Annotated in this window: 16 protein-coding genes; 3 read left to right on the top strand and 13 right to left on the bottom strand. The window is 70.3% G+C overall.

Translation table 11 applies throughout. The annotated features are described in order from the left end of the window. Positions 1-57: 57 nt before the first annotated feature. From ACOCEP_RS22245 to ACOCEP_RS22230, 4 genes are all read right to left on the bottom strand, one after another. On the bottom strand, positions 58-498 hold the full coding sequence (locus ACOCEP_RS22245) for a GbsR/MarR family transcriptional regulator (RefSeq protein ID WP_482330916.1): 441 nt from the start codon (positions 496-498) through the stop codon (positions 58-60). Continuing rightward, positions 495-1,301 (bottom strand): alpha/beta fold hydrolase, encoded by an 807-nt coding sequence (locus ACOCEP_RS22240; protein ID WP_482330915.1) that lies wholly within the window; start codon positions 1,299-1,301, stop codon positions 495-497. The genes ACOCEP_RS22245 and ACOCEP_RS22240 overlap by 4 nt, the downstream gene beginning before the upstream one ends. Positions 1,302-1,366: 65 nt before the next feature. Next, positions 1,367-2,023 (bottom strand): M15 family metallopeptidase, encoded by a 657-nt coding sequence (locus ACOCEP_RS22235; RefSeq protein WP_482330914.1) that lies wholly within the window; start codon positions 2,021-2,023, stop codon positions 1,367-1,369. Between the two features lie 25 nt (positions 2,024-2,048). After that, positions 2,049-5,069 carry an AfsR/SARP family transcriptional regulator gene (locus ACOCEP_RS22230; RefSeq protein WP_482330912.1) on the bottom strand — a complete coding sequence of 1,007 codons (3,021 nt, stop codon included), beginning with the start codon at positions 5,067-5,069 and terminating at the stop codon, positions 2,049-2,051. A 127-nt stretch (positions 5,070-5,196) separates the two neighbouring features. Between ACOCEP_RS22230 and ACOCEP_RS22225 the strand changes: the two genes are divergently transcribed. Continuing rightward, positions 5,197-6,498 carry an FG-GAP repeat domain-containing protein gene (locus ACOCEP_RS22225; RefSeq protein WP_482330911.1) on the top strand — a complete coding sequence of 434 codons (1,302 nt, stop codon included), beginning with the start codon at positions 5,197-5,199 and terminating at the stop codon, positions 6,496-6,498. A 40-nt stretch (positions 6,499-6,538) separates the two neighbouring features. Next, on the top strand, positions 6,539-7,876 hold the full coding sequence (locus ACOCEP_RS22220) for an FG-GAP repeat domain-containing protein (RefSeq protein ID WP_482330910.1): 1,338 nt from the start codon (positions 6,539-6,541) through the stop codon (positions 7,874-7,876). 44 nt (positions 7,877-7,920) lie between these two features. On the opposite strand, the gene ACOCEP_RS22215 is transcribed toward ACOCEP_RS22220, so the two are convergent. Together ACOCEP_RS22215 and ACOCEP_RS22210 are read right to left on the bottom strand one after the other, a co-directional pair. Beyond that, positions 7,921-9,084 (bottom strand): preprotein translocase subunit SecY, encoded by a 1,164-nt coding sequence (locus ACOCEP_RS22215; RefSeq protein ID WP_482330908.1) that lies wholly within the window; start codon positions 9,082-9,084, stop codon positions 7,921-7,923. Positions 9,085-9,132: 48 nt separating this feature from the next. Next, complete coding sequence (locus ACOCEP_RS22210) at positions 9,133-10,128, bottom strand: DHH family phosphoesterase (protein ID WP_482339791.1); 996 nt, start codon at positions 10,126-10,128, stop codon at positions 9,133-9,135. Between the two features lie 40 nt (positions 10,129-10,168). Here ACOCEP_RS22210 and ACOCEP_RS22205 point away from each other — a divergent pair, with 40 nt between their 5' ends. Beyond that, positions 10,169-11,212 (top strand): TRM11 family SAM-dependent methyltransferase, encoded by a 1,044-nt coding sequence (locus ACOCEP_RS22205; protein ID WP_482330907.1) that lies wholly within the window; start codon positions 10,169-10,171, stop codon positions 11,210-11,212. A gap of 76 nt (positions 11,213-11,288) precedes the next feature. On the opposite strand, the gene ACOCEP_RS22200 is transcribed toward ACOCEP_RS22205, so the two are convergent. The 7 genes from ACOCEP_RS22200 to rimP form a co-directional block, all read right to left on the bottom strand. After that, a complete protein-coding gene (locus ACOCEP_RS22200; RefSeq protein ID WP_482330906.1) occupies positions 11,289-12,134 on the bottom strand; it encodes an alpha/beta hydrolase in 846 nt (281 codons plus the stop codon). A 1-nt stretch (position 12,135) separates the two neighbouring features. Continuing rightward, positions 12,136-12,612, bottom strand: coding sequence for a 30S ribosome-binding factor RbfA (gene rbfA, locus ACOCEP_RS22195; protein WP_395862627.1), 477 nt, complete (start codon positions 12,610-12,612; stop codon positions 12,136-12,138). A 28-nt stretch (positions 12,613-12,640) separates the two neighbouring features. After that, complete coding sequence (locus tag ACOCEP_RS22190; protein ID WP_016332602.1) at positions 12,641-12,934, bottom strand: DUF503 domain-containing protein; 294 nt, start codon at positions 12,932-12,934, stop codon at positions 12,641-12,643. A 72-nt stretch (positions 12,935-13,006) separates the two neighbouring features. Then, positions 13,007-16,006 carry a translation initiation factor IF-2 gene (gene infB / locus ACOCEP_RS22185; RefSeq protein WP_482330904.1) on the bottom strand — a complete coding sequence of 1,000 codons (3,000 nt, stop codon included), beginning with the start codon at positions 16,004-16,006 and terminating at the stop codon, positions 13,007-13,009. A gap of 145 nt (positions 16,007-16,151) precedes the next feature. Continuing rightward, positions 16,152-16,367 (bottom strand): YlxR family protein, encoded by a 216-nt coding sequence (locus ACOCEP_RS22180; RefSeq protein ID WP_378280144.1) that lies wholly within the window; start codon positions 16,365-16,367, stop codon positions 16,152-16,154. A 110-nt stretch (positions 16,368-16,477) separates the two neighbouring features. Continuing rightward, positions 16,478-17,518 carry a transcription termination factor NusA gene (gene nusA, locus ACOCEP_RS22175; protein ID WP_126729275.1) on the bottom strand — a complete coding sequence of 347 codons (1,041 nt, stop codon included), beginning with the start codon at positions 17,516-17,518 and terminating at the stop codon, positions 16,478-16,480. Further along, positions 17,515-18,054 (bottom strand): ribosome maturation factor RimP, encoded by a 540-nt coding sequence (rimP, locus tag ACOCEP_RS22170; RefSeq protein WP_482330903.1) that lies wholly within the window; start codon positions 18,052-18,054, stop codon positions 17,515-17,517. Before rimP ends, nusA begins: the two co-directional genes overlap by 4 nt. Positions 18,055-18,082: the final 28 nt, after the last annotated feature.

The raw sequence follows: 18,082 nt of genomic DNA, 5'->3' as shown, positions 1-18,082 counted from the left end.
TGCAGCCTAAAGGCCGCCCGAGGCCGGGAGATCCGGGCACGCCCGCCGCCACCCAGGTCACGGCCGCCGGTGGCGCAGCATCCGGTCTCCGGCGGCCACATAGGACTCGAAGAATTCGGCGACCTCTTCCAGCCTGGCCTCGGCGGGCTCCCCCTCGGCGGATCGTGCTCCGCTCCGCAGCACGCGGATGAAGGCGCGGGTCCGTTCGTGGCTGGCGGCGAGGAGTTGCTCGAACCCGCTCACCGCCTCGACGAGCAGGCGGCGGCTGCCCGGTTGCGGGATGGACCTGGCGAGTCCCCACGAGACCAGCTCACGGACGGCCACGCTCACCGCTCCTTTGCTCAGACGGAGTGCCGCACCGAGCGCGTCCAGTGACACGGGGCCGGAATTCAGCAGGAGCTGCCCGTAGACCCGGCCTGTCGTCCGGGGCAGGTTCCACGACCCGAGGAAATCGCCCATGGCCGCGACGAACTCGGCGCGATCGTCGGCGGCCGTCATGCCGGGGACTCCGTGTCCCAGCCCTCGATGACGGCCCTGATGGCTTTCGTCGTCGCCTCCGGCGCGTCCAGGGTGACCACGTGCCCGGCACCGGGGACGACGTGCTCGGCCACGCCTTCGGCCAGCGCCCAGCGGGGCATCGCGACCGCGATGTTGCCGGTCCGGTCGCGGGCGCCGCGCACGAGACCGAGCGGAACCGGCGAGCGGTGCCCCGGTTCCGGGCCGACGAGTGACGCCGTGGCTCGCCAGACGTCGAGGAAGACACGTTTGGGCATCCTCGCGAACACCGCCTCGCATTCGGCGATCCCCCGCGGTGTCTCGGCCGAGGCGCGGGCCATGACACCCGGCAGCCGCGAGGCGGGAATCAACGCCAGCGCCGGGGCCGCGAGCTTCAGCAGGAGCCTCTCCCCCCGGCCGAGCGGGCCCGCGTTCCAGGTGGACCCCACGACGACGAGGCCGTACGCGCGCCCGGGAAGGCGGCGGACGAGTGCCTGCGCGAGGTTCCCGCCGAGCGAGTGTCCGATGAGGATCGGCTGCTCGAGCCGGAGATGATCGAGCAGGTCGAGCAAGTCGTCGAGCGCGGCCGTCGCGGTGAAGCGGGCACCCGGCGCGAGCTTCGATTCACCGTGTCCGCGTTGATCCCAGCTGATCACCCGGTGACCTGCCTCGTGCAGGGCCTGCGCCTGCGCGTCGAACATCCGGTGGTCCATTCCGGCGCCGTGGGTGAAGACGACAGGACGCCGCTCCCCAGGGAGGTCGCCGTAGCGCAGCTCCCCGCCATCCCGGAGGAGCACCCCGCTCATATTCACCATTTTCCGAATATAGCAAATATCGGCAGCCGCGGACGTGCCGGAGTGAACCGCGATGTTCACCCCGGGAAACCGGCCGGGCCGAAGCGGGCGTGCTTCACGTCGGTGACGTACGCCCAGTACCGGTCGCCGTAGGACCAGTGCCACCACTCGCTCGGGTAGTTCACGAATCCGGTCGCGGTCATCGCGTCGGCGAGTGTTTGCCGGTTGGCGCGCGCTTCGGGGCCGATCAGCGGGGACGCGGTGAAGCATTCCGTCCCGTACTCCGGCGGCGTCGCGTTCACCTCGGTCCCCATCGGCAGTTCGACGCCGTCGACGGTGCACAGCGTGAGGTCGACCGCTCCTCCGGCGACATGCGGCGCGACTTCGGGCGGCGCCACGTAGGTGGCGGCTTCGGCGGCCACCTGATCGGACGGCCAGCCGGGGTTGGCGCGCGCGATCCTGGCCTTGCTGTCCGCGAAGTACCGCTCCTGGACCTCTCGCGGCCGGAACCCTTCGACGACGAGCAGGCGCAGCCCGCGCGGGAGCTGGCACTGCGCCGCGACGAGCCGGTCCGCGACGCTGAGCCGCACGTGCGCGTAGGCGCCCTGGTCATCGGCGAGCCTGGGGTCGGTCCGGATGGCATCGGTTTCCCGCAGGTCCACCAACGGTTCGCCGCATTCCCGGACGGACATGGCTGCGATACGGGGATCCGACAAGGACACGAACGTAGACATGGGCCCCACTGTCCACGGTGGTCCTTCAGGAACGCTGTAACCCCGTTACAGCGGAGAGTTCCTCGTACTCGCGGGCGCCGTAGGTCCGGAAGGTCTCCAAGGCTTCCGCTGTCATCCGCTCCCCCACCGGGCCGTCGCCGAGCGCGTCGTGCACTTCGGCGAGGGTGCGCAACGTCCGTGCCCGGAACAGTTCCGCGCGCAGCCCGGTCCATCGCCGGAGCGAGTCCTCGAGGCAGTCTTTCGCTTGGTACAACCGGCCTTCGGCGAGGTGCACCTCTCCGACGACGCGAAGGGTGCACGCGTGGCCGAAGGCGTCGCCGAGCTCCCGGCAGACCTCCAGCGCGTGGTCCGCCAGGCGCCCCGCCTCGACCGAATCCCCGCGGCGCAGCAACGCCTTGGCCAGTGCGCGTTCGGAATAGGCGATCAGCAGCCGGTCTTCGGATCCCTCGAAGACCGCGAGCGCCTCACGCGCGAACCGCTCGGCTTCGGTCCACTCCCCGCGGGCGCGGTGGTACAAGGACAGGCTGCGCAGTGTCAGGCCCTCTCCGCGCCGCGAACCCGCCGCCGCGAAGGACGTTCGCGCCTCGGTCAACGCGGTCAACGTTCCCGGGTAGTCCCCCATTTCCAGCCGGACCGTGCCCGCCAGCCGCTGGACGTGGCCCATCGCCCCCGGATCGGCCAACCCCGACCACATCCGCCCGGCCCGGTCCAGGAAGTGCACCGCCTCGGGCAGATAGCCCTGCTCACGGCACGCGGCGCCGAGAGCGGCGAGGGTGGCCGCCTCGCCCCGGACGTCACCGGCGGCGCGGAACATCGACAGCGCCTGGCTCAGATGCGTGCGGGACCGGGGGAAGTCGTCGTGCTCGTAGTACAGCTGCCCCAGCCCCGCCAGCAGGGTCGCCTCGCCAAGGGCGTTTTCAGTGCGGCGGGCCGCGGTGAGCGCCGCGTCGTGGGCGCGCCGCCAGGACCCGAGCGAATCGTCGAGGACCCGGTTGTGCCCGCCGAAAGCGGTACCGCACAAGACCGACGCGAGCTCGACCGCGATATCGACCAGGTCCAGTGACGCGGCCAGCTCGACGGCGGTGGTCATCGCCTCCTCCTCGGCGCGGAACCACTCGTACGGCCGGGACTCGACGCGCCGGGCGATCTCCTCGTCGACGGGACGGCCGAGCCGGGAAGTGCCCTGGATCGACGGTACGACCGGTGGCAGCGTCACGTTGATCCGCTCGACCAGCCAGATCCAGGCACCGAGCACCCGCTCGACGGTGGCGGCCCGCTCAGTGGCCGGTTCCTCCTCGACGGCGCGTTCCAGCGCGAACAGGCGGACCAGGTCGTGCAGCCGGTAACGCATGAGCCCCAAGGGATCCACGCCGTCGACTTCGAGCAGCGAGACGTCGACGAGGTCTTCGAGCACCTGCTCCGCGTCGTCGAGTCCGGCCGCCATCGCCGCCGCGGCGACCCAGGCGGGGAAATGCGCCAGGCCGAGCAGCCCGAGCCTGCGCAACGCGCTCCGCGCCGCCTTGGGCAGGAGCGTGTAGCTCAGGTTGATGCTGGCTCGCACCTCCTGGTCGCCGACCACCAGTTCGTCGAGACGGCGCTGCTCGTGCGTCAGACGGTCCGCCAGCCGGGACAACGTCCACTGCCGCCGCGAGACCAGCCGCGCGCCGGCGACGCGGATCGCCAGCGGCAACTGCCCGCACAGCTCGGTGATCTCGGCGGCCGACGCGGGTTCGGTGCTCGCGCGATCCGCCCCGACGATACGGGTGAACAGATCGAGCGCGGCGTCGGCGGGCAGCACGCCGAGTTCGAGGAAGGTCGCGCCCGCCAGTGCGGGAAGGCGGTTGCGCGAGGTGACGATCACCGCGCAGCCCGGGCTCCCGGGCAGCAACGGCCGGACCTGCGCCTCGTTCGCGGCGTCGTCGAGCACTACGAGCGTCCGCGTGCCCGCGAGCAGCGTCCGGTACCGGGCGACCCGCTCTTCGAGCGAGCCGGGCGGCGGCGTCGCGGGATCGAAGTCACGCAGGACGCGGCCGAGCACCTCCTGGGCGGCCGCCGGCGTGCCCGTGGAACCGTGGAGTTCCAGGTGGACCTGGCCGTCGGGAAACCGTTCGGCGACCTCGTGCGCGGCCCGGTGCGCCAGCGTGGACTTGCCCACGCCCCCCGCACCGGTGACGACGGCCACCGGCATCGTGCCGGGCCGCGCCAAGGTCGTCCGCATGGCCGCGAGTTCCGGCGCGCGGCCGGTGAAATCGGGTGGCGGCGACGGCAGCTGCCGCGGAGTCCGGGAGGTGACGGCCGGGAGCAAGGACGCGTCGCGGCGCAGGATCGATTCGTGCACCTGGCGCAGCTCCGGGCCGGGGTCGATGCCCAGTTCGTCGCTCAGCTCCTTCCGGCCGCGTTCGTACACCTCCAGGGCTTCGGCCTGCCGTCCGGACCGGTACAACGCGACCATCAGTCCGCCGCGCAGCCGCTCCCGGGTGGGATGCACGGCGACCAGCTCGGTGAGCTCCGCGAGCAGGCGCGGCCCTTGCCCCGCCGCCAGGTCCGCGTCGACCCGCTCCTCGGTGACGGTCAACCGCAGCTCGTCGAGCCGGTTCGCCTCGGCACGCAGGAACGACTCCCCGATCCCGCCGAGCGCGGGCCCGCGCCAGAGGGCGAGGCCGGTGCGGAAGAGGTCGGCCGCTTCGGTGTGATCGCCGCTCCGCGCGGCCTGCCGCCCCCGATCCACCAGCCGTTCGAACGTCCGCACGTCGAGGGCGTCCTCGGCGACGTCGGCGCGGTAACCGTTCCGATCGGACACGATGACCTGCGGCAACCCCGCCGCGTCGAACGCCCGGCGCAGTGTCGCGACATATGTCTGCACCACCGCGCGGGCGGTCGTGGGCGGCTCTTCGCCCCACACCACGGCGATCAGCCGTTCGGCGGGCACCGTCCGGCCGTATCCCAGCAGCAGCGCGGCGAGCAGCGTGCGCGGCTTCGTCCCCGGAAGCGCGATCGGCCCCGACGGGCCCGCCACCTCCATCGGCCCGAGCAGAGAAAACCTCATCCGACCCTCCCCAGAGCGGATCCCTCACAGCGCGCCGTCTCGCTGTAGCTCGCGTTGAAGCGTGGCTACAGCGCCCTCGTGGAGCGTCTGCGTCGTCCACTTCACATCATGCTCAGGAAAGGTCGTCATGAACAGCTCCGTTTCTCCCAGAACGGTCCGGTTCGCCGCCTCGCTCATGGCCCTCGTGACACTCGTCGCAGGCTTGCTCACGTTCGGCACGCGAAACGAGGCGAGCGCGGCGTCCACAGTGGGCGGCTCGATCACTCGCGCCGAGATCATCGCCCGTGCCAAGTACTGGTACGACCGCGGTGACACCTGGTACAGCCAGAACCAGGCGGACGCGATCTCCGACGGCACCGGCGGCAAGTACCGGCCCGACTGCTCAGGTCTCGTCGCGATGGCCTGGCATCTGCCCAAGAAGTCCGACGGCTGGGACCTGAACACCGGCGACTTCGAGTCCTACTCGCACAAGTCCTGGCTGGGCAGCCTGCACGACCTGCTTCCCGGTGACGCGCTGCTCAAGAACGGTCACATCGAGCTGTTCGAGAAGTGGGTCGACCCCAAGGACCACTCGGCGGGCGCCTGGGTCTACTCGGAGAACACCTACGGCCAGAAGACCAACCACAACACCAACTCCTGGTCGGAGATGACCACCTACCGCGGTATCCGCTACGACAAGATCATCGGGAAGTCGCTCGACGGCGGGGACTTCGACGGGAACGGTGTCGGGGACATCTACGCCACCGGAACCGGCACCCTGACCATCTGGAACGGCAAGGGCAACAACAACTTCGGCACCGCCGACCCCGTCGGTGGCGGCTGGGACGGCTTCACCCGCCCCGCCGCCGGCGACTTCAACAAGGACGGCAAGACCGACCTCGCCGCGGTCAAGGACGGCACCCTCTACGTCTGGAACGGCAAGGGCGGCAACAAATTCGGCGCCGCGGACGCCGTCGGCAGCGGATGGGGCCCCTTCTCCGCACCGGTCGCCGGAGACTTCGACAACGACGGCATCAGCGACCTCTCGGCCGTCAAGGACGGGACCCTCTACATCTGGAACGGCAAGGGCAACAACCACTTCACCCCCGCGGACTCGGTCGGTGGCGGCTGGGAACCCTTCACCGCACCCGTCGCCGGAGACTTCGACAACGACGGCAAGACCGACCTCGCCGCCATCCGCGACGGCAACACCCTCTACATCTGGAACGGCAAGGGCGCCAACAAGTTCGGCGCCGCCGACGCCGTCGGAAACGGCTGGGGCGACTACCAGGCCACGCTGATGTCGCTGGGCGACGTCAACAAGGACGGCCACTCCGACATCGGCGCCATCAACAAGACCAGCGGCACGTTGTACCTGTGGAACGGCAAGGGCGGCAACAAATTCGGCCCCGCCGACGCCCTGGGTGGCGGCTGGCTCCCCCATTTCTGACCGATTCCGTCCCCACCCCACGACCTTGGAGGGTCGACCAGTGTCGAAGAACTTCACCCGCCGGGTGACCACGGCAGCCCTGACCGTCTTCGCGATCACCGCCCTGTCCCCCGTCGCGCACGCCGAAGAAGAACCGGCGGGCTTGGTGACCGCCGCCTACGCGACGGCCCCGTGCGACCGCTCGGGCACCACCAGCGGGGACGCCGCCCTGGCCACGCGACTGAACGGCACCCTGACCGCGAAGATGCGCGGATACCTGACCGCGTACCGGATGTCGTGCGCCCGCATGGTCGTCGAAGCCGTCCGCGATCGCGGGCTGAGCCAGAGAGCCGCGGCCATCGCCATCGCCACGGTGATCGTGGAGACGAGTCTCCAGAACATCAGCGAGGAGGTCGACCACGACAGCCTCGGCCTCTTCCAGCAACGCGCGTCCTGGGGCAGCGCGACGAACCGGCTCAACCCCGTCTGGGCCACCAACGCCTTCCTCGACAAGATGGTGCGGGTGTACCCGAACGGGTCCTGGAGCTCGGCACCGATCGGCGAGGTGTGCCAGGCGGTGCAGGTCTCGGCCTATCCGGACCGCTATCAGACCGAGGCCGGTGACGCGCAGAAGATCGTCAGCGCGCTGTGGCAGCGTTCGACCGCGGACGGCGGGGACTTCGACGGGAACGGTGTGGGCGACATCTACGCCACCGGAACCGGCACCCTGACCATCTGGAACGGCAAGGGCAACAACAACTTCGGCACCGCCGACCCCGTCGGTGGCGGCTGGGACGGTTTCACCCGCCCCGCGGCCGGCGACTTCAACAAGGACGGCAAAACCGACCTCGCCGCCGTCAAGAACGGCACCCTCTACGTCTGGAACGGCAAGGGCGGCAACAAATTCGGCGCCGCCGACGCCGTCGGAAGTGGCTGGGAACCGTTCAGCGCACCGGTCGCCGGAGACTTCGACAACGACGGCATCAGCGACCTGTCCGCGGTCAAGGACGGGACCTTGTACATCTGGAACGGCAAGGGCAACAACCACTTCACCCCCGCGGACTCGGTCGGTGGCGGCTGGGCGCCGTTCACCGCACCCGTCGCCGGAGACTTCGACAACGACGGCAAGACCGACCTCGCCGCCATCCGCGACGGCAACACCCTCTACATCTGGAACGGCAAGGGCGCCAACAAGTTCGGCGCCGCCGACGCCGTCGGAAGCGGCTGGGGCGACTACCAGGCCACCCTCATGTCGCTGGGCGACGTCAACAAGGACGGCCACTCCGACATCGGCGCCATCAACAAGACCAGCGGCACGTTGTACCTGTGGAACGGCAAGGGCGGCAACAAATTCGGCCCCGCCGACGCTCTCGGCGGTGGCTGGCTTCCGCACTTCTGAGGCGGTCACGGTCCGCGCCCGTCCGGCGGGCGCGGACCGTTCGCTCAGCGGAGGAACGGTGCGTGGCGTCGTTGCCGGCGCAGTGATTCGATCTGCCGTGTGGTGTCGAGCGAGACACTGACGAGGAAGACGAGAACCACCTGCAGGGTCACCGCCGTGACGAGCGGCATCGGGCTCGCGTCCAGCAGGGCCAGGCCGGCGGCCGGGATCAGCGCGACCACTCCCGAGCAGAGCGCTCCGAAGGCGAGGATCCGCCGGTTCACGTAGTCCAGGTACTCGGCGGTCGGGTTACCGGGGCGGATCCCGGGGACGAAACCGCCCACCCGCACCAGTTCGCCCGCCACCTTGTCCATGTCCTGCCGCACGGCCGCCCTCGCGAAGGCGAAGAGGCAGACGAGGACGATGTAGACCGCGATCCACCCGGGATCTTCCAGGCCGAAGTAATACCCCGGCACCGACAGCAGCACCGCGGCGACGACGGCCGGGCCGTTCGACTGGGGGAAGCGAAGAGGAACGTAGGCCGGTGTCCCGCCGAAAGCCCGCCTGCCGATCATCCGCTTGGCGTACTGCACCGGGACACGGCGCTGCCCCTGCGCGACGACGATCGTCAGCACCGTGATCGAGAGCGACACCACGGTCGCCACCGCGATCGCGGCCCAGCCCGTCCTTTCGTACAGCCGCGGGAACTCCGCGGACAGCACCGCCGAGACCTGCGCGAGCAGCAGGATCCGGACGCCGTCCCCGAATCCGCGGCTGGTGATCACCTCGGTCAGCCGCAGGACCACCGCGGCGCCCGCGGTGAGGCACGCCACCGACACGGCTCCGTCCAGGACGTCCTGCCCGCCGGACACGACCACGCCGACGGCACCGAACAGACCGAGCAGGACGACGACCCGTCGCCGGACTCGGTTCAGCACCCGGGCGCCGGCCTCACCTTCGGCCCGAAGCGCGGCCAGGCGCGGGATCAGGAGGATCAGCGCTCGCAGGAGTGGCGCGGCGGCCAGGCAGGGCAGGACGCCGAACGCGAACACCGCCATGGTGGCCAGGCCGCCGCCGGTGAGGAGGTCGAGGATCCAGCGCGACGGTTGGCCGATTTCCGGCGCGCGGACGGTCACTGGGGGAATGGGCAGGCTCTGGCCCAGCCGGAACAGCGCGATCACGCCCAGCGTGACCAGAATCCGGCGGCGGAGGGAGGCTCGCTCGTTCATCGTGGCTCACGTTAGGAACCACCGATGAAATTACGATGACACCGTTCGTCAGAGCAGCGGCGCCCTCGACAGCGCCTCCCGCAGCTTGCCGAGCACCTCGTCCGCCGTGCCCTCCGCGGTGCATCCGGCCGCCTGGCGATGTCCGCCGCCGCCCAGCTCCCCGGCGGCCGCCGAGACGTCGACGCCGCCCGCCGAACGAAGCGAGACCGTCCATCGCCGCCGCGGCCCGGTCGGTTCGGCTTCCTTGAGCACCACGGCGACCCCCGCCTCGCGAGTGGACCGGACGACGTCGATGACCGCTTCGACCTCCTCGGCGCGCACGGATCGCGCGGCGTCGAGGGTCACCACGGCGTGCGCGAGGCCGAAACCGCGGGCCTCGTCCGGCTCGAGCCGGGCGCCCGCGAGGACCTCCGAAAGCATCGGCAGCCACGCGAACGGGTGGTCGTCGACGATCTCGCGGACCACCTTGTCCGGGTCGACACCGGCTTCGAGCAGCTTCGCGGCCATCAGATGGGTGGAAGGCCGGGCCCGGCGGAACCCGCTCGTGTCGGTGACCAGCCCCGCGTACAGGCAGCGCGCGATCGGTTCGTCGATCTCGGCGCCGAGCTCTTCCAGCAACGCGAAGACGAGGACGGCGGTGGCTTCGGCGGTCTCGTCGACGACGTGGTGCGTGCCGTAGAAGACGTTGGACGCGTGGTGGTCGATCACCAGCACGTCGCCGCCCGCCGCGCGGACGGCGTCCACCCGCGGCGCGAGTTTCCCGAGCCTGCCCGGCGTGGGTGTGTCGAGCGCGACCAGCAGCGGTTCACTTTCCGGTAGCTCACTCGCCGGGACGAAGAGCCCGCCGGCGTCCAGGCTCCGCAGGGTTTCGGGCATCTCCTCGGGCTCGCCGACGGAGACGCGGACCCTGACTCCGCGCAGCTGGAGCGCCCGGCCCAGCGCCAGCGCGCTGCCGAGCGCGTCGGCGTCCGGGCGGACATGGCCGAGCAGGGTCACGTCGGTGGCGCGCGCCAGGAGTGCGGCGGCTTCCTTCAGGTTCGGCACTGGAGTGGCTGTCACAATCAGTCAAGCTACGCTCTACCGGATGTCCGAGTACGCGATCCTGGTCTACCCGTCCGCCAACCGGGTCTACACCGACTCCACTCCGGCCTTGCTGCGCGCGGAGCTGGCGGTGTTCGGTCTGTCCGCTTTGGAGACCGAGGTCTCCGAGATCGGCGAGACGGAGCTCGGCGGCGTCGGCTACCTCACCTTCACCACGCCCGCCCCGCTGAGCGAACGCGATCTCGCGCTCCTTTCGAACCTTTCGGCGCTGTACGCGCTGTTCGAACTCGGCGACGGCGTCCTGAAGCCGGTGACGATCAGCCCGCTCGCGAACTTCGACTCGGATCTGCTGACCATCCAGAAGTACCCGGGCAAGACGAACGAGCTGTTCACCAAACTCCTCGTCAACGTCACCCTCCTGTCGACGGCGGACCCGGCGGCGATGCTGGACAAGCCGCTGCACCTGCTCGATCCGCTCTGCGGCCGCGGCACCACGCTGAACCAGGCGATGATGTACGGCTTCGACGCCACCGGCCTCGACGTCGACGGCAAGGACTTCGACTCCTACGAGCTGTTCGTCAAGACCTGGCTGAAGCAGAAGCGGATCAAGCACAGCGCCGAATCCGGTCAGGTGCGCCGCAACAAGGTCCGGCTCGGCAGGCGGCTCGACATCGGTTTCGGGATCACCAAGGAGCGGTACAAGGCGGGTGACGTCCGCAAGCTGAGCTACCTCAACTGCGACACGCTCACCACCGACGAACTGCTGCGCCCGAACTCGGTGGACCTCATCGTCACCGACGCCCCGTACGGCGTGCAGCACGGCAGCCACCGCACCCAGGACGCGTCGCTCGCGCGCAGCCCGCGCGACCTGCTCGCGGCCGCCGTTCCCGTGTGGACGCGGGTGCTGCGCCCGGGCGGCGCGCTCGGCATCTCCTGGAACACCAACGTCGCGCCCCGCGAGGAACTCGCCGCGATCCTGGACAAGGCGGGTTTGGTCGTCCGCGAGGACGGGCCGTTCGCGGAGTTCGCGCACCGGGTGGACCAGGCGATCGTGCGGGATCTGATCGTCGCCGCGAAACCCGCCTGACATCTTCCCGCGTTTCGTCCTCTAGTTGCGGTAGTTCGCGATGCCAACTACCGCAACTAGAGGACGAAACGCGGGGTCAGGCGATGCGGTCCCCCACGAATTTCAGCACGTCCGGCATGATCTCGCGCCAGTAGTCGTCGTTGTGCGCGCCCGGCGCCATCTTCGCGACGGCGGGGTTCAGCGCCTTGATGAGTTTGCGGTCGGCGCGGGCGAAGGGATCCGAGTTCCCGCACCACACCCCGGTCGATTCGGCGGAAAGCTCGCCGGTGTGCAGCAGCGGCTCGTGCGACTCCCACTGCGCGCGATCCGCGAAGACCTTGCGGGACTTGGCATCGGGCCAGCTCACGAACAACGCCGCGCTGGCGACGGCGACGGCCCTGAGGTCCTTGTGGTCACGGGCGTAACGCAACGCGCCGAAGCCGCCCATCGAGATCCCGAACATCGCCGACGGCGGCCGGAGCTGGCGCTGGGCGAGCCAGCCGGGCAGTTCGTCGGACAGCATCCGCTGGGGATCGTCCGCCTTGCCGACGTCCACCCAGTAGTTGTCCCCGTCGACGGCGGCCACCGCGAACCCGGGCCGCCCGGCCGCGACGGCCTGGTTCAGCGCGTCCTGCACACCCAGGTTCAGGAACGTCCGCGCGTCGGCGCCGCGTCCGTGCAGGGCGACGCAGACCGGCATCCCGACCCGTGACACCCCGTCCGGCGCGATGATGACGAGGTTGACGTCGCGGTTGCGCGCCGCGGACCGCATCTTCTGCACCGTGACCGCTTCGGCGAGCGGCGTCGGGGTGCTCGGTGGGGCCACCGGCGGCGGCCCCACCAGGGGCGGTTTCTCGGCCCCGCAAGCGGAAACCAGCGCCGAGCCGCCGAGGGCCGCGGCCCCCAGCAGCAGGCCACGCCGGCTCACGGCGTGGTCGGTCATCTCAGCGACGGGTCTCCTCGTCGGCGAACTCATCGTCTTCGGCCTCTTCCCGCGGCGGCTTGTACGGGTCGGCTTCACCGGCGTGCTGCGCCCCGGTCGCCCGGCGGGCGACCTCCGCGTCGGCTTCCCGAGCCTTCGCGAGGAGGTCTTCGATGCGCTTGGCGTCCTCGGGGATGCTGTCGGCCACGAAGGCCAGCGTCGGCGTGTAGCGAACACCCGTGCCCTGACCGACCTTCGTGCGCAGGACACCGCGGGCGGATTCGAGCGCCGCCGCGGCACCGGCGTGGTCGGGCGTGGACTCCAGGTTCTCGCCGAGCACCGTGTAGTAGACCGTGGCGTCGTGCAGATCCGCCGTGATCTTCGTGTCGGTGATCGTCACGTGGTCGAGCCGCGGATCCTTGATGTCGTGCTCGATCGCGTGCGCGACGATCTGTGAGATCCGCTTGGCGAGCTTACGAGCCCGAGCGGGGTCGGCCATGGGGTTTCGTCTCCTCGAAAGATCTTCTTCAGTCATCCGGGCCGAGCAGCCGGCGGTGGCTGGAGAGCAGTTCGAACTCCGGCCTCCCGGCCACGAGGCGCTCACACGAGTCGAGCACGTCACGGACGTGCTCGCCACTCGCCGCCACCACGGCCACACCGATCAGCGCGCGCCGGTGCAGGTCTTGATGGCCCGCTTCGGCGACGGAGACGTCGAAACGCCTGCGCACCTCGGCCAGCACCGGTTTGATCACGGATCGCTTCTGCTTGAGCGAGTGGACGTCGCCCAGCAGGATGTCGAGCTCAAGAGCTCCTACGAACATGGGGGTTCTGGGTTGTTTCGAAGGTGAAGCGGCGCTCCCCCGCCCAGATGCGGAGGAGCGCCGCCTTGTCACTTACGCACGCGGCTTTTCGCGCTGCTCGTAGGTCTCGATGATGTCGCCGACCTTGAGGTCGCTGTACGACCCCAGCGTCAGACCACACTCGTACCCGTCGCGAACCTCGACCACATCGTCCTTGAACCGCCGCAGCGAGCTGATCGGCAGGTTCTCGGCGATGACGGTCGCGTCGCGGAGCAGACGGGCCCGCGCGTTGCGGCGGATCTCGCCCGAGACGACGAGACAACCGGCGATGGTGCCGATCTTCGACGACTTGAAGACGTCGCGGATCTCCGCCTTGCCGAGCTCGACCTCTTCGTACTCCGGCTTGAGCATGCCCTTCAGAGCCTGCTCGATCTCCTCGATCGCCTGGTAGATGACCGTGTAGTACCGGACGTCGACGCCTTCGCGGGTGGCCCGCTCGGTCGCCTTGCCCTGCGCACGGACGTTGAAGCCCAGGACGATCGCGTCGGACGCGGTCGCCAGGTCGATGTCGGACTCGGTGACGCCACCGACACCGCGGTGCACGACGTTGAGTTCGACGTCGTCGCCGACCTCGAGCTGCACCAGCGAGGCTTCGAGCGCCTCGACGGTACCGGAGTTGTCACCCTTGATGATCAGGTTGAGGCTGTTCGTCTCCTTCAAGGCGGAGTCGAGGTCCTCGAGGCTGACCCGCTTGCGGCGCGACGCGTTGAGGGCGTTGCGCGTCCGGGCGGAGCGGCGCTCGGCGATCTGCCGGGCGACGCGGTCCTCGTCGACCACCAGGAAGGTGTCGCCCGCGCCCGGCACCGAGGTGAACCCGATGACCTGGACGGGACGGGACGGGTACGCCTCGGTGACGTCGACGTTGTGCTCGTCGACCATCCGGCGGACGCGGCCGTAGGCGTCACCCGCCACGACCGAGTCACCGACGCGCAGCGTGCCTCGCTGGACCAGCACCGTGGCCACCGGACCGCGGCCGCGGTCGAGGTGGGCCTCGATCGCGACACCCTGGGCCTCCATGTCCGGGTTGGCCCGGAGGTCCAGCGCGGCGTCGGCGGTCAGCAGGATCGCCTCGAGCAGGCCGTCGATGTTGATGTTCTGCCGCGCTGAGATCTCGACGAACATCGTGTCGCCGCCGTACTCCTCGGCGACCAGGCCGTACTCGGTCAGCTGCTGCCGGATCTTGTCCGGGTTCGCGCCTTCCTTGTCGATCTTGTTGATCGCGACCACGATCGGCGCCTTGGCGGCCTGCGCGTGGTTGATCGCCTCGACCGTCTGCGGCATCACACCGTCGTCGGCCGCCACCACGATCACCGCGATGTCGGTCGAGTTGGCACCACGGGCACGCATGGCGGTGAACGCCTCGTGACCCGGGGTGTCGATGAAGGTGATCAGACGCGGGTTGCCCTCGAGCTCGGTCTCGATCTGGTAGGCGCCGATGTGCTGGGTGATGCCACCGGCTTCACCTTCGCGCACCTTCGTCTTGCGGATCGTGTCGAGCAGGCGGGTCTTACCGTGGTCGACGTGACCCATGATGGTCACGACCGGCGGACGGACCTGCAGATCCTCTTCCTCACCCGCGTCTTCGCCGTAGGTGATGTCGAAGGTCTCGAGCAGCTCCCGGTCCTCTTCCTCGGGACTGACGACCTGAACGTTGTAGTTCATTTCGCCGCCGAGCAGTTCCAGGATGTCGTCGGACACCGACTGCGTCGCGGTGACCATCTCGCCGAGGTGGAAGAGCACCTGCACCAGCGAAGCCGGGTTGGCGTCGATCTTCTCGGCGAAGTCGGTCAGCGAGGCACCACGCGGCAGGCGGATCGTCTCGCCCTGCCCCTTGGGCAGACGGACACCACCGACGCTGGGCGCCTGCATGTTGTCCATGTACTCCTGGCGCTTCTGCCGCTTCGACTTGCGGCCCTTGCGCGAGGGACCACCGGGACGCCCGAAGGCACCCGCGGTACCGCCACGGCCACCGGGGCCGCCACGACCGCCGCCGCCACCGCGGAAGCCGCCGCCACCGGCCGGGGCGCCGCCCCCACCGGGACCGCCGCCACCGGGACGGAAACCGCCGCCACCGCCGCCGGGACGGAAACCGCCACCGCCGCCACCACCGGGACCGCCGCGGAAACCTCCGCCGCCGCCACCGGGACCGCCACGGGCGCCGCCGCCGGGGCCACCACGGGCGCCGCCGCCGGGCCCACCGCGGCCGCCACCGGGACCACCGGCCGGACGGGCCGGGCGGCCCGGCATCATGCCGGGGTTCGGGCGCGGGGGCATGTTGCCCGGGCTGGGCCGGTTACCGCCGGGAGCGCCGCCACCGGGACGCGGGGCCGGACGGTCGCCGCCCTGCCCGCCACCGGGACGCGGCGGCCGGTTGTCGCCGCCCTGCTGGTTGCCGCCGCCGGGACGCGGGGCGGACGGACGCGGGGCCGGGGCACCGGAACCCACGCCGAACGGGTTGTTGCCGACACGCGGGGTGCGCGGGCCGGGCTTCGGGCCGCCGGGCTTGGGGCCCTGCGGCTTCGGCGGCACGACCGAACCCTGCGACGGCGTCTGGGACGCGGGCGGGGTGGCCGGGGCCGCCGGGGTCTCCTTCTTCGGCTCGGCCGGGGCGGCCTTCGCCGCCGGAGCGACCTCTTCCTTGGGCGCCGGCGGCCGGGGGCCGGGGCGCGGACCCGGGCGGGCGCCCGGGGTGGCGGGCCGGGACGGCTGCTGGGCCGGGGCCGAGGGTGCCGCCTGAGCGGACGCCGCGGGAGCGGCCTCGGTCTTCGCCGCGGGCGCGGGCTGAGCGGGCTTCGCGGCCGGAGCCGGGGCAGCGGGCTTCGCCGGCGGGCGCGGGCCGGGAGTCGGGACGGGCTTCTTGCTCTGGCCGTCCTTGGACGAATAAGCGTCACGAAGACGCCGGGCCACGGGCGCCTCGACGGTCGACGACGCGGACTTCACGAACTCGCCCTGGTCCTTCAACTTGGCGAGAACTTCCTTGCTGGTGATGCCGAGCTCTTTCGCGAGCTCATGTACTCGGGCCTTGCCTGGCACAGCTCTCCTCATCTGGGGAGGCCGGCGGCAGACCCGCAGACCTCGTCCTATTGTCGCGCGTTCATTGATTCAGCTTCACGGCTGACTCATGACGGGTCGACCTGCTTCCTGATTCCATCCGGCACCGGGGATGTCCCGGCGCCCTTCATTCCTCGGCGAGCCGCTCCAGGCGTTCGTGGACACCCTGGGCGTCGAGCGATCCGGGAACACGAAGTGCCCGGGGGAACGCCCTGCGCCGCTCGGCCTTGGCCAGACAGTCCGGCACGGGATGCAACCAGGCACCCCGGCCCGGCAACCGCCGACGTTCGTCGACGATCAGCCGACCGTCCGCCGCGACCACTCGCAGCAACTCGCCGATCAAGGCCCGCTTACGGCAACCCACACACGTGCGAACCGGGACTTCCCGGTCATGCTGGAGGTCGGTTCCCGGCCGCGGGCTCTGAACCACTCGTAAGTCTAGCGCTTCGACCTTCACTCAGCCGAACCGGTTGCCGCGGCGGGCCGCGCCTGCCCGGCGTGTGCTTCGTCACCCTGCTCAGGGGCCGCGTCGCTGCGGATGTCGATCCGCCAGCCGGTGAGCCGGGCGGCGAGGCGGGCGTTCTGCCCTTCCTTGCCGATCGCGAGCGAAAGCTGGTAGTCCGGGACGACGACGCGAGCGGTCTTGGCCTTCTCGTCGACGACCCGTACGGACACAACCTTCGCGGGCGACAGCGCATTCCCGACGAACTTCGCCGGGTCCTCGGAGAAGTCGATGATGTCGATCTTCTCGCCGGCCAGCTCGCTCATCACGTTGCGCACGCGCGCGCCGACCGGGCCGATGCAGGCGCCCTTGGCGTTGACGCCGGGCACCGTCGAGCGGACGGCGATCTTGGTCCGGTGTCCCGGCTCCCGCGCGACGGCGGCGATCTCGACCGTGCCGTCGGCGATTTCGGGGACCTCGAGGGCGAACAGCTTGTGCACCAGCTTCGGGTGCGAACGGGACAGCGTGATCTGCGGGCCGCGGTTGCCGCGCGAGACGGTCACGACGTAGGCCTTGATCCGGTCGCCGTGCTCGTAGGTCTCGCCGGGCACCTGCTCGATCGCGGGCAGCACGCCTTCGATGTCGCCGACCTGGATGACGACCATGCCGCGGGCGTTGGCGCGGGCGTCGCGCTGCACCACCCCGGCGACGATCTCGTTCTCCTTGGCGGAGAACTCGCCGAAGGTCTTCTCGTGCTCGGCGTCGCGCAGCCGCTGGAGGATGACCTGCCGCGCGGTGGTCGCCGCGATCCGGCCGAAGCCCTCGGGGGTGTCGTCCCACTCCTCGTCGGTCTGGCCGTCCGGGGTGAGGGTGTGCGCGAGGACGCGGACCAGGCCGCTCTTGCGATCGATGTCGATCCGGGCGTGCGGCTGGTGGCCCTCGGTGTGCTTGTACGCGGTGAGGAGCGCGGTTTCGATCGCTTCGATCACCGTCTCGAAGGGGATGTCCTTGTCCCGTTCGATCGCGCGCAGCGCGGCGATGTCGACGTTCACTTCGGCTCCTCCTTCGGCTCCGTGGTGGCGGCGTTCAGGGCCGACGCATCGTTTTCCAACAGTTTCAGGTCCTCGGCAGGTGGTTGCTTGAACTCGATCTCGATGACCGCCTTGGCCACCGAGGCGTAGGTGACGTCCCGGATCTCGCCGTCCACGAGCACTCGCGCGGACTTCTCGCCCGCGTACCCCACACGCCCGATGAACGCCGCGCCCTCGGCCGGCGTGATCTTGACGAGGCGGAACTTCGCGCGCCGCCAGTGCCGCCGCAGGGTCAGCGGCCGGTCGAGACCCGGCGACGTGACTTCGAGCGTGTACGCGCTGGCGAGCACGTGCTCGTTCTCGTCGAGCACGGCGGAGACGGCGCGGCTGACGCTCGCCACCTCGTCCAGCCCGACGCCGTCGTCCCCGTCGACGACGACCTTGACCAGCTGGCGGCGGCCTGCCTGCTGGACCTCGAAGGAATCGAGGTCGAAACCCGCGGCCTTGACGGCTTCGGCCACGATGGGCTCCAGCCTGCTGGCGAGGTCGTTGGGCACGGTGGAGCGCTCCTGTTCGGCTGTGGGC

This window comes from Amycolatopsis sp. CA-211722, from assembly GCF_056828465.1.
Note: the sequence above shows the minus strand (reverse complement) of the source record. Positions and strands in the feature narration are given on the sequence as shown.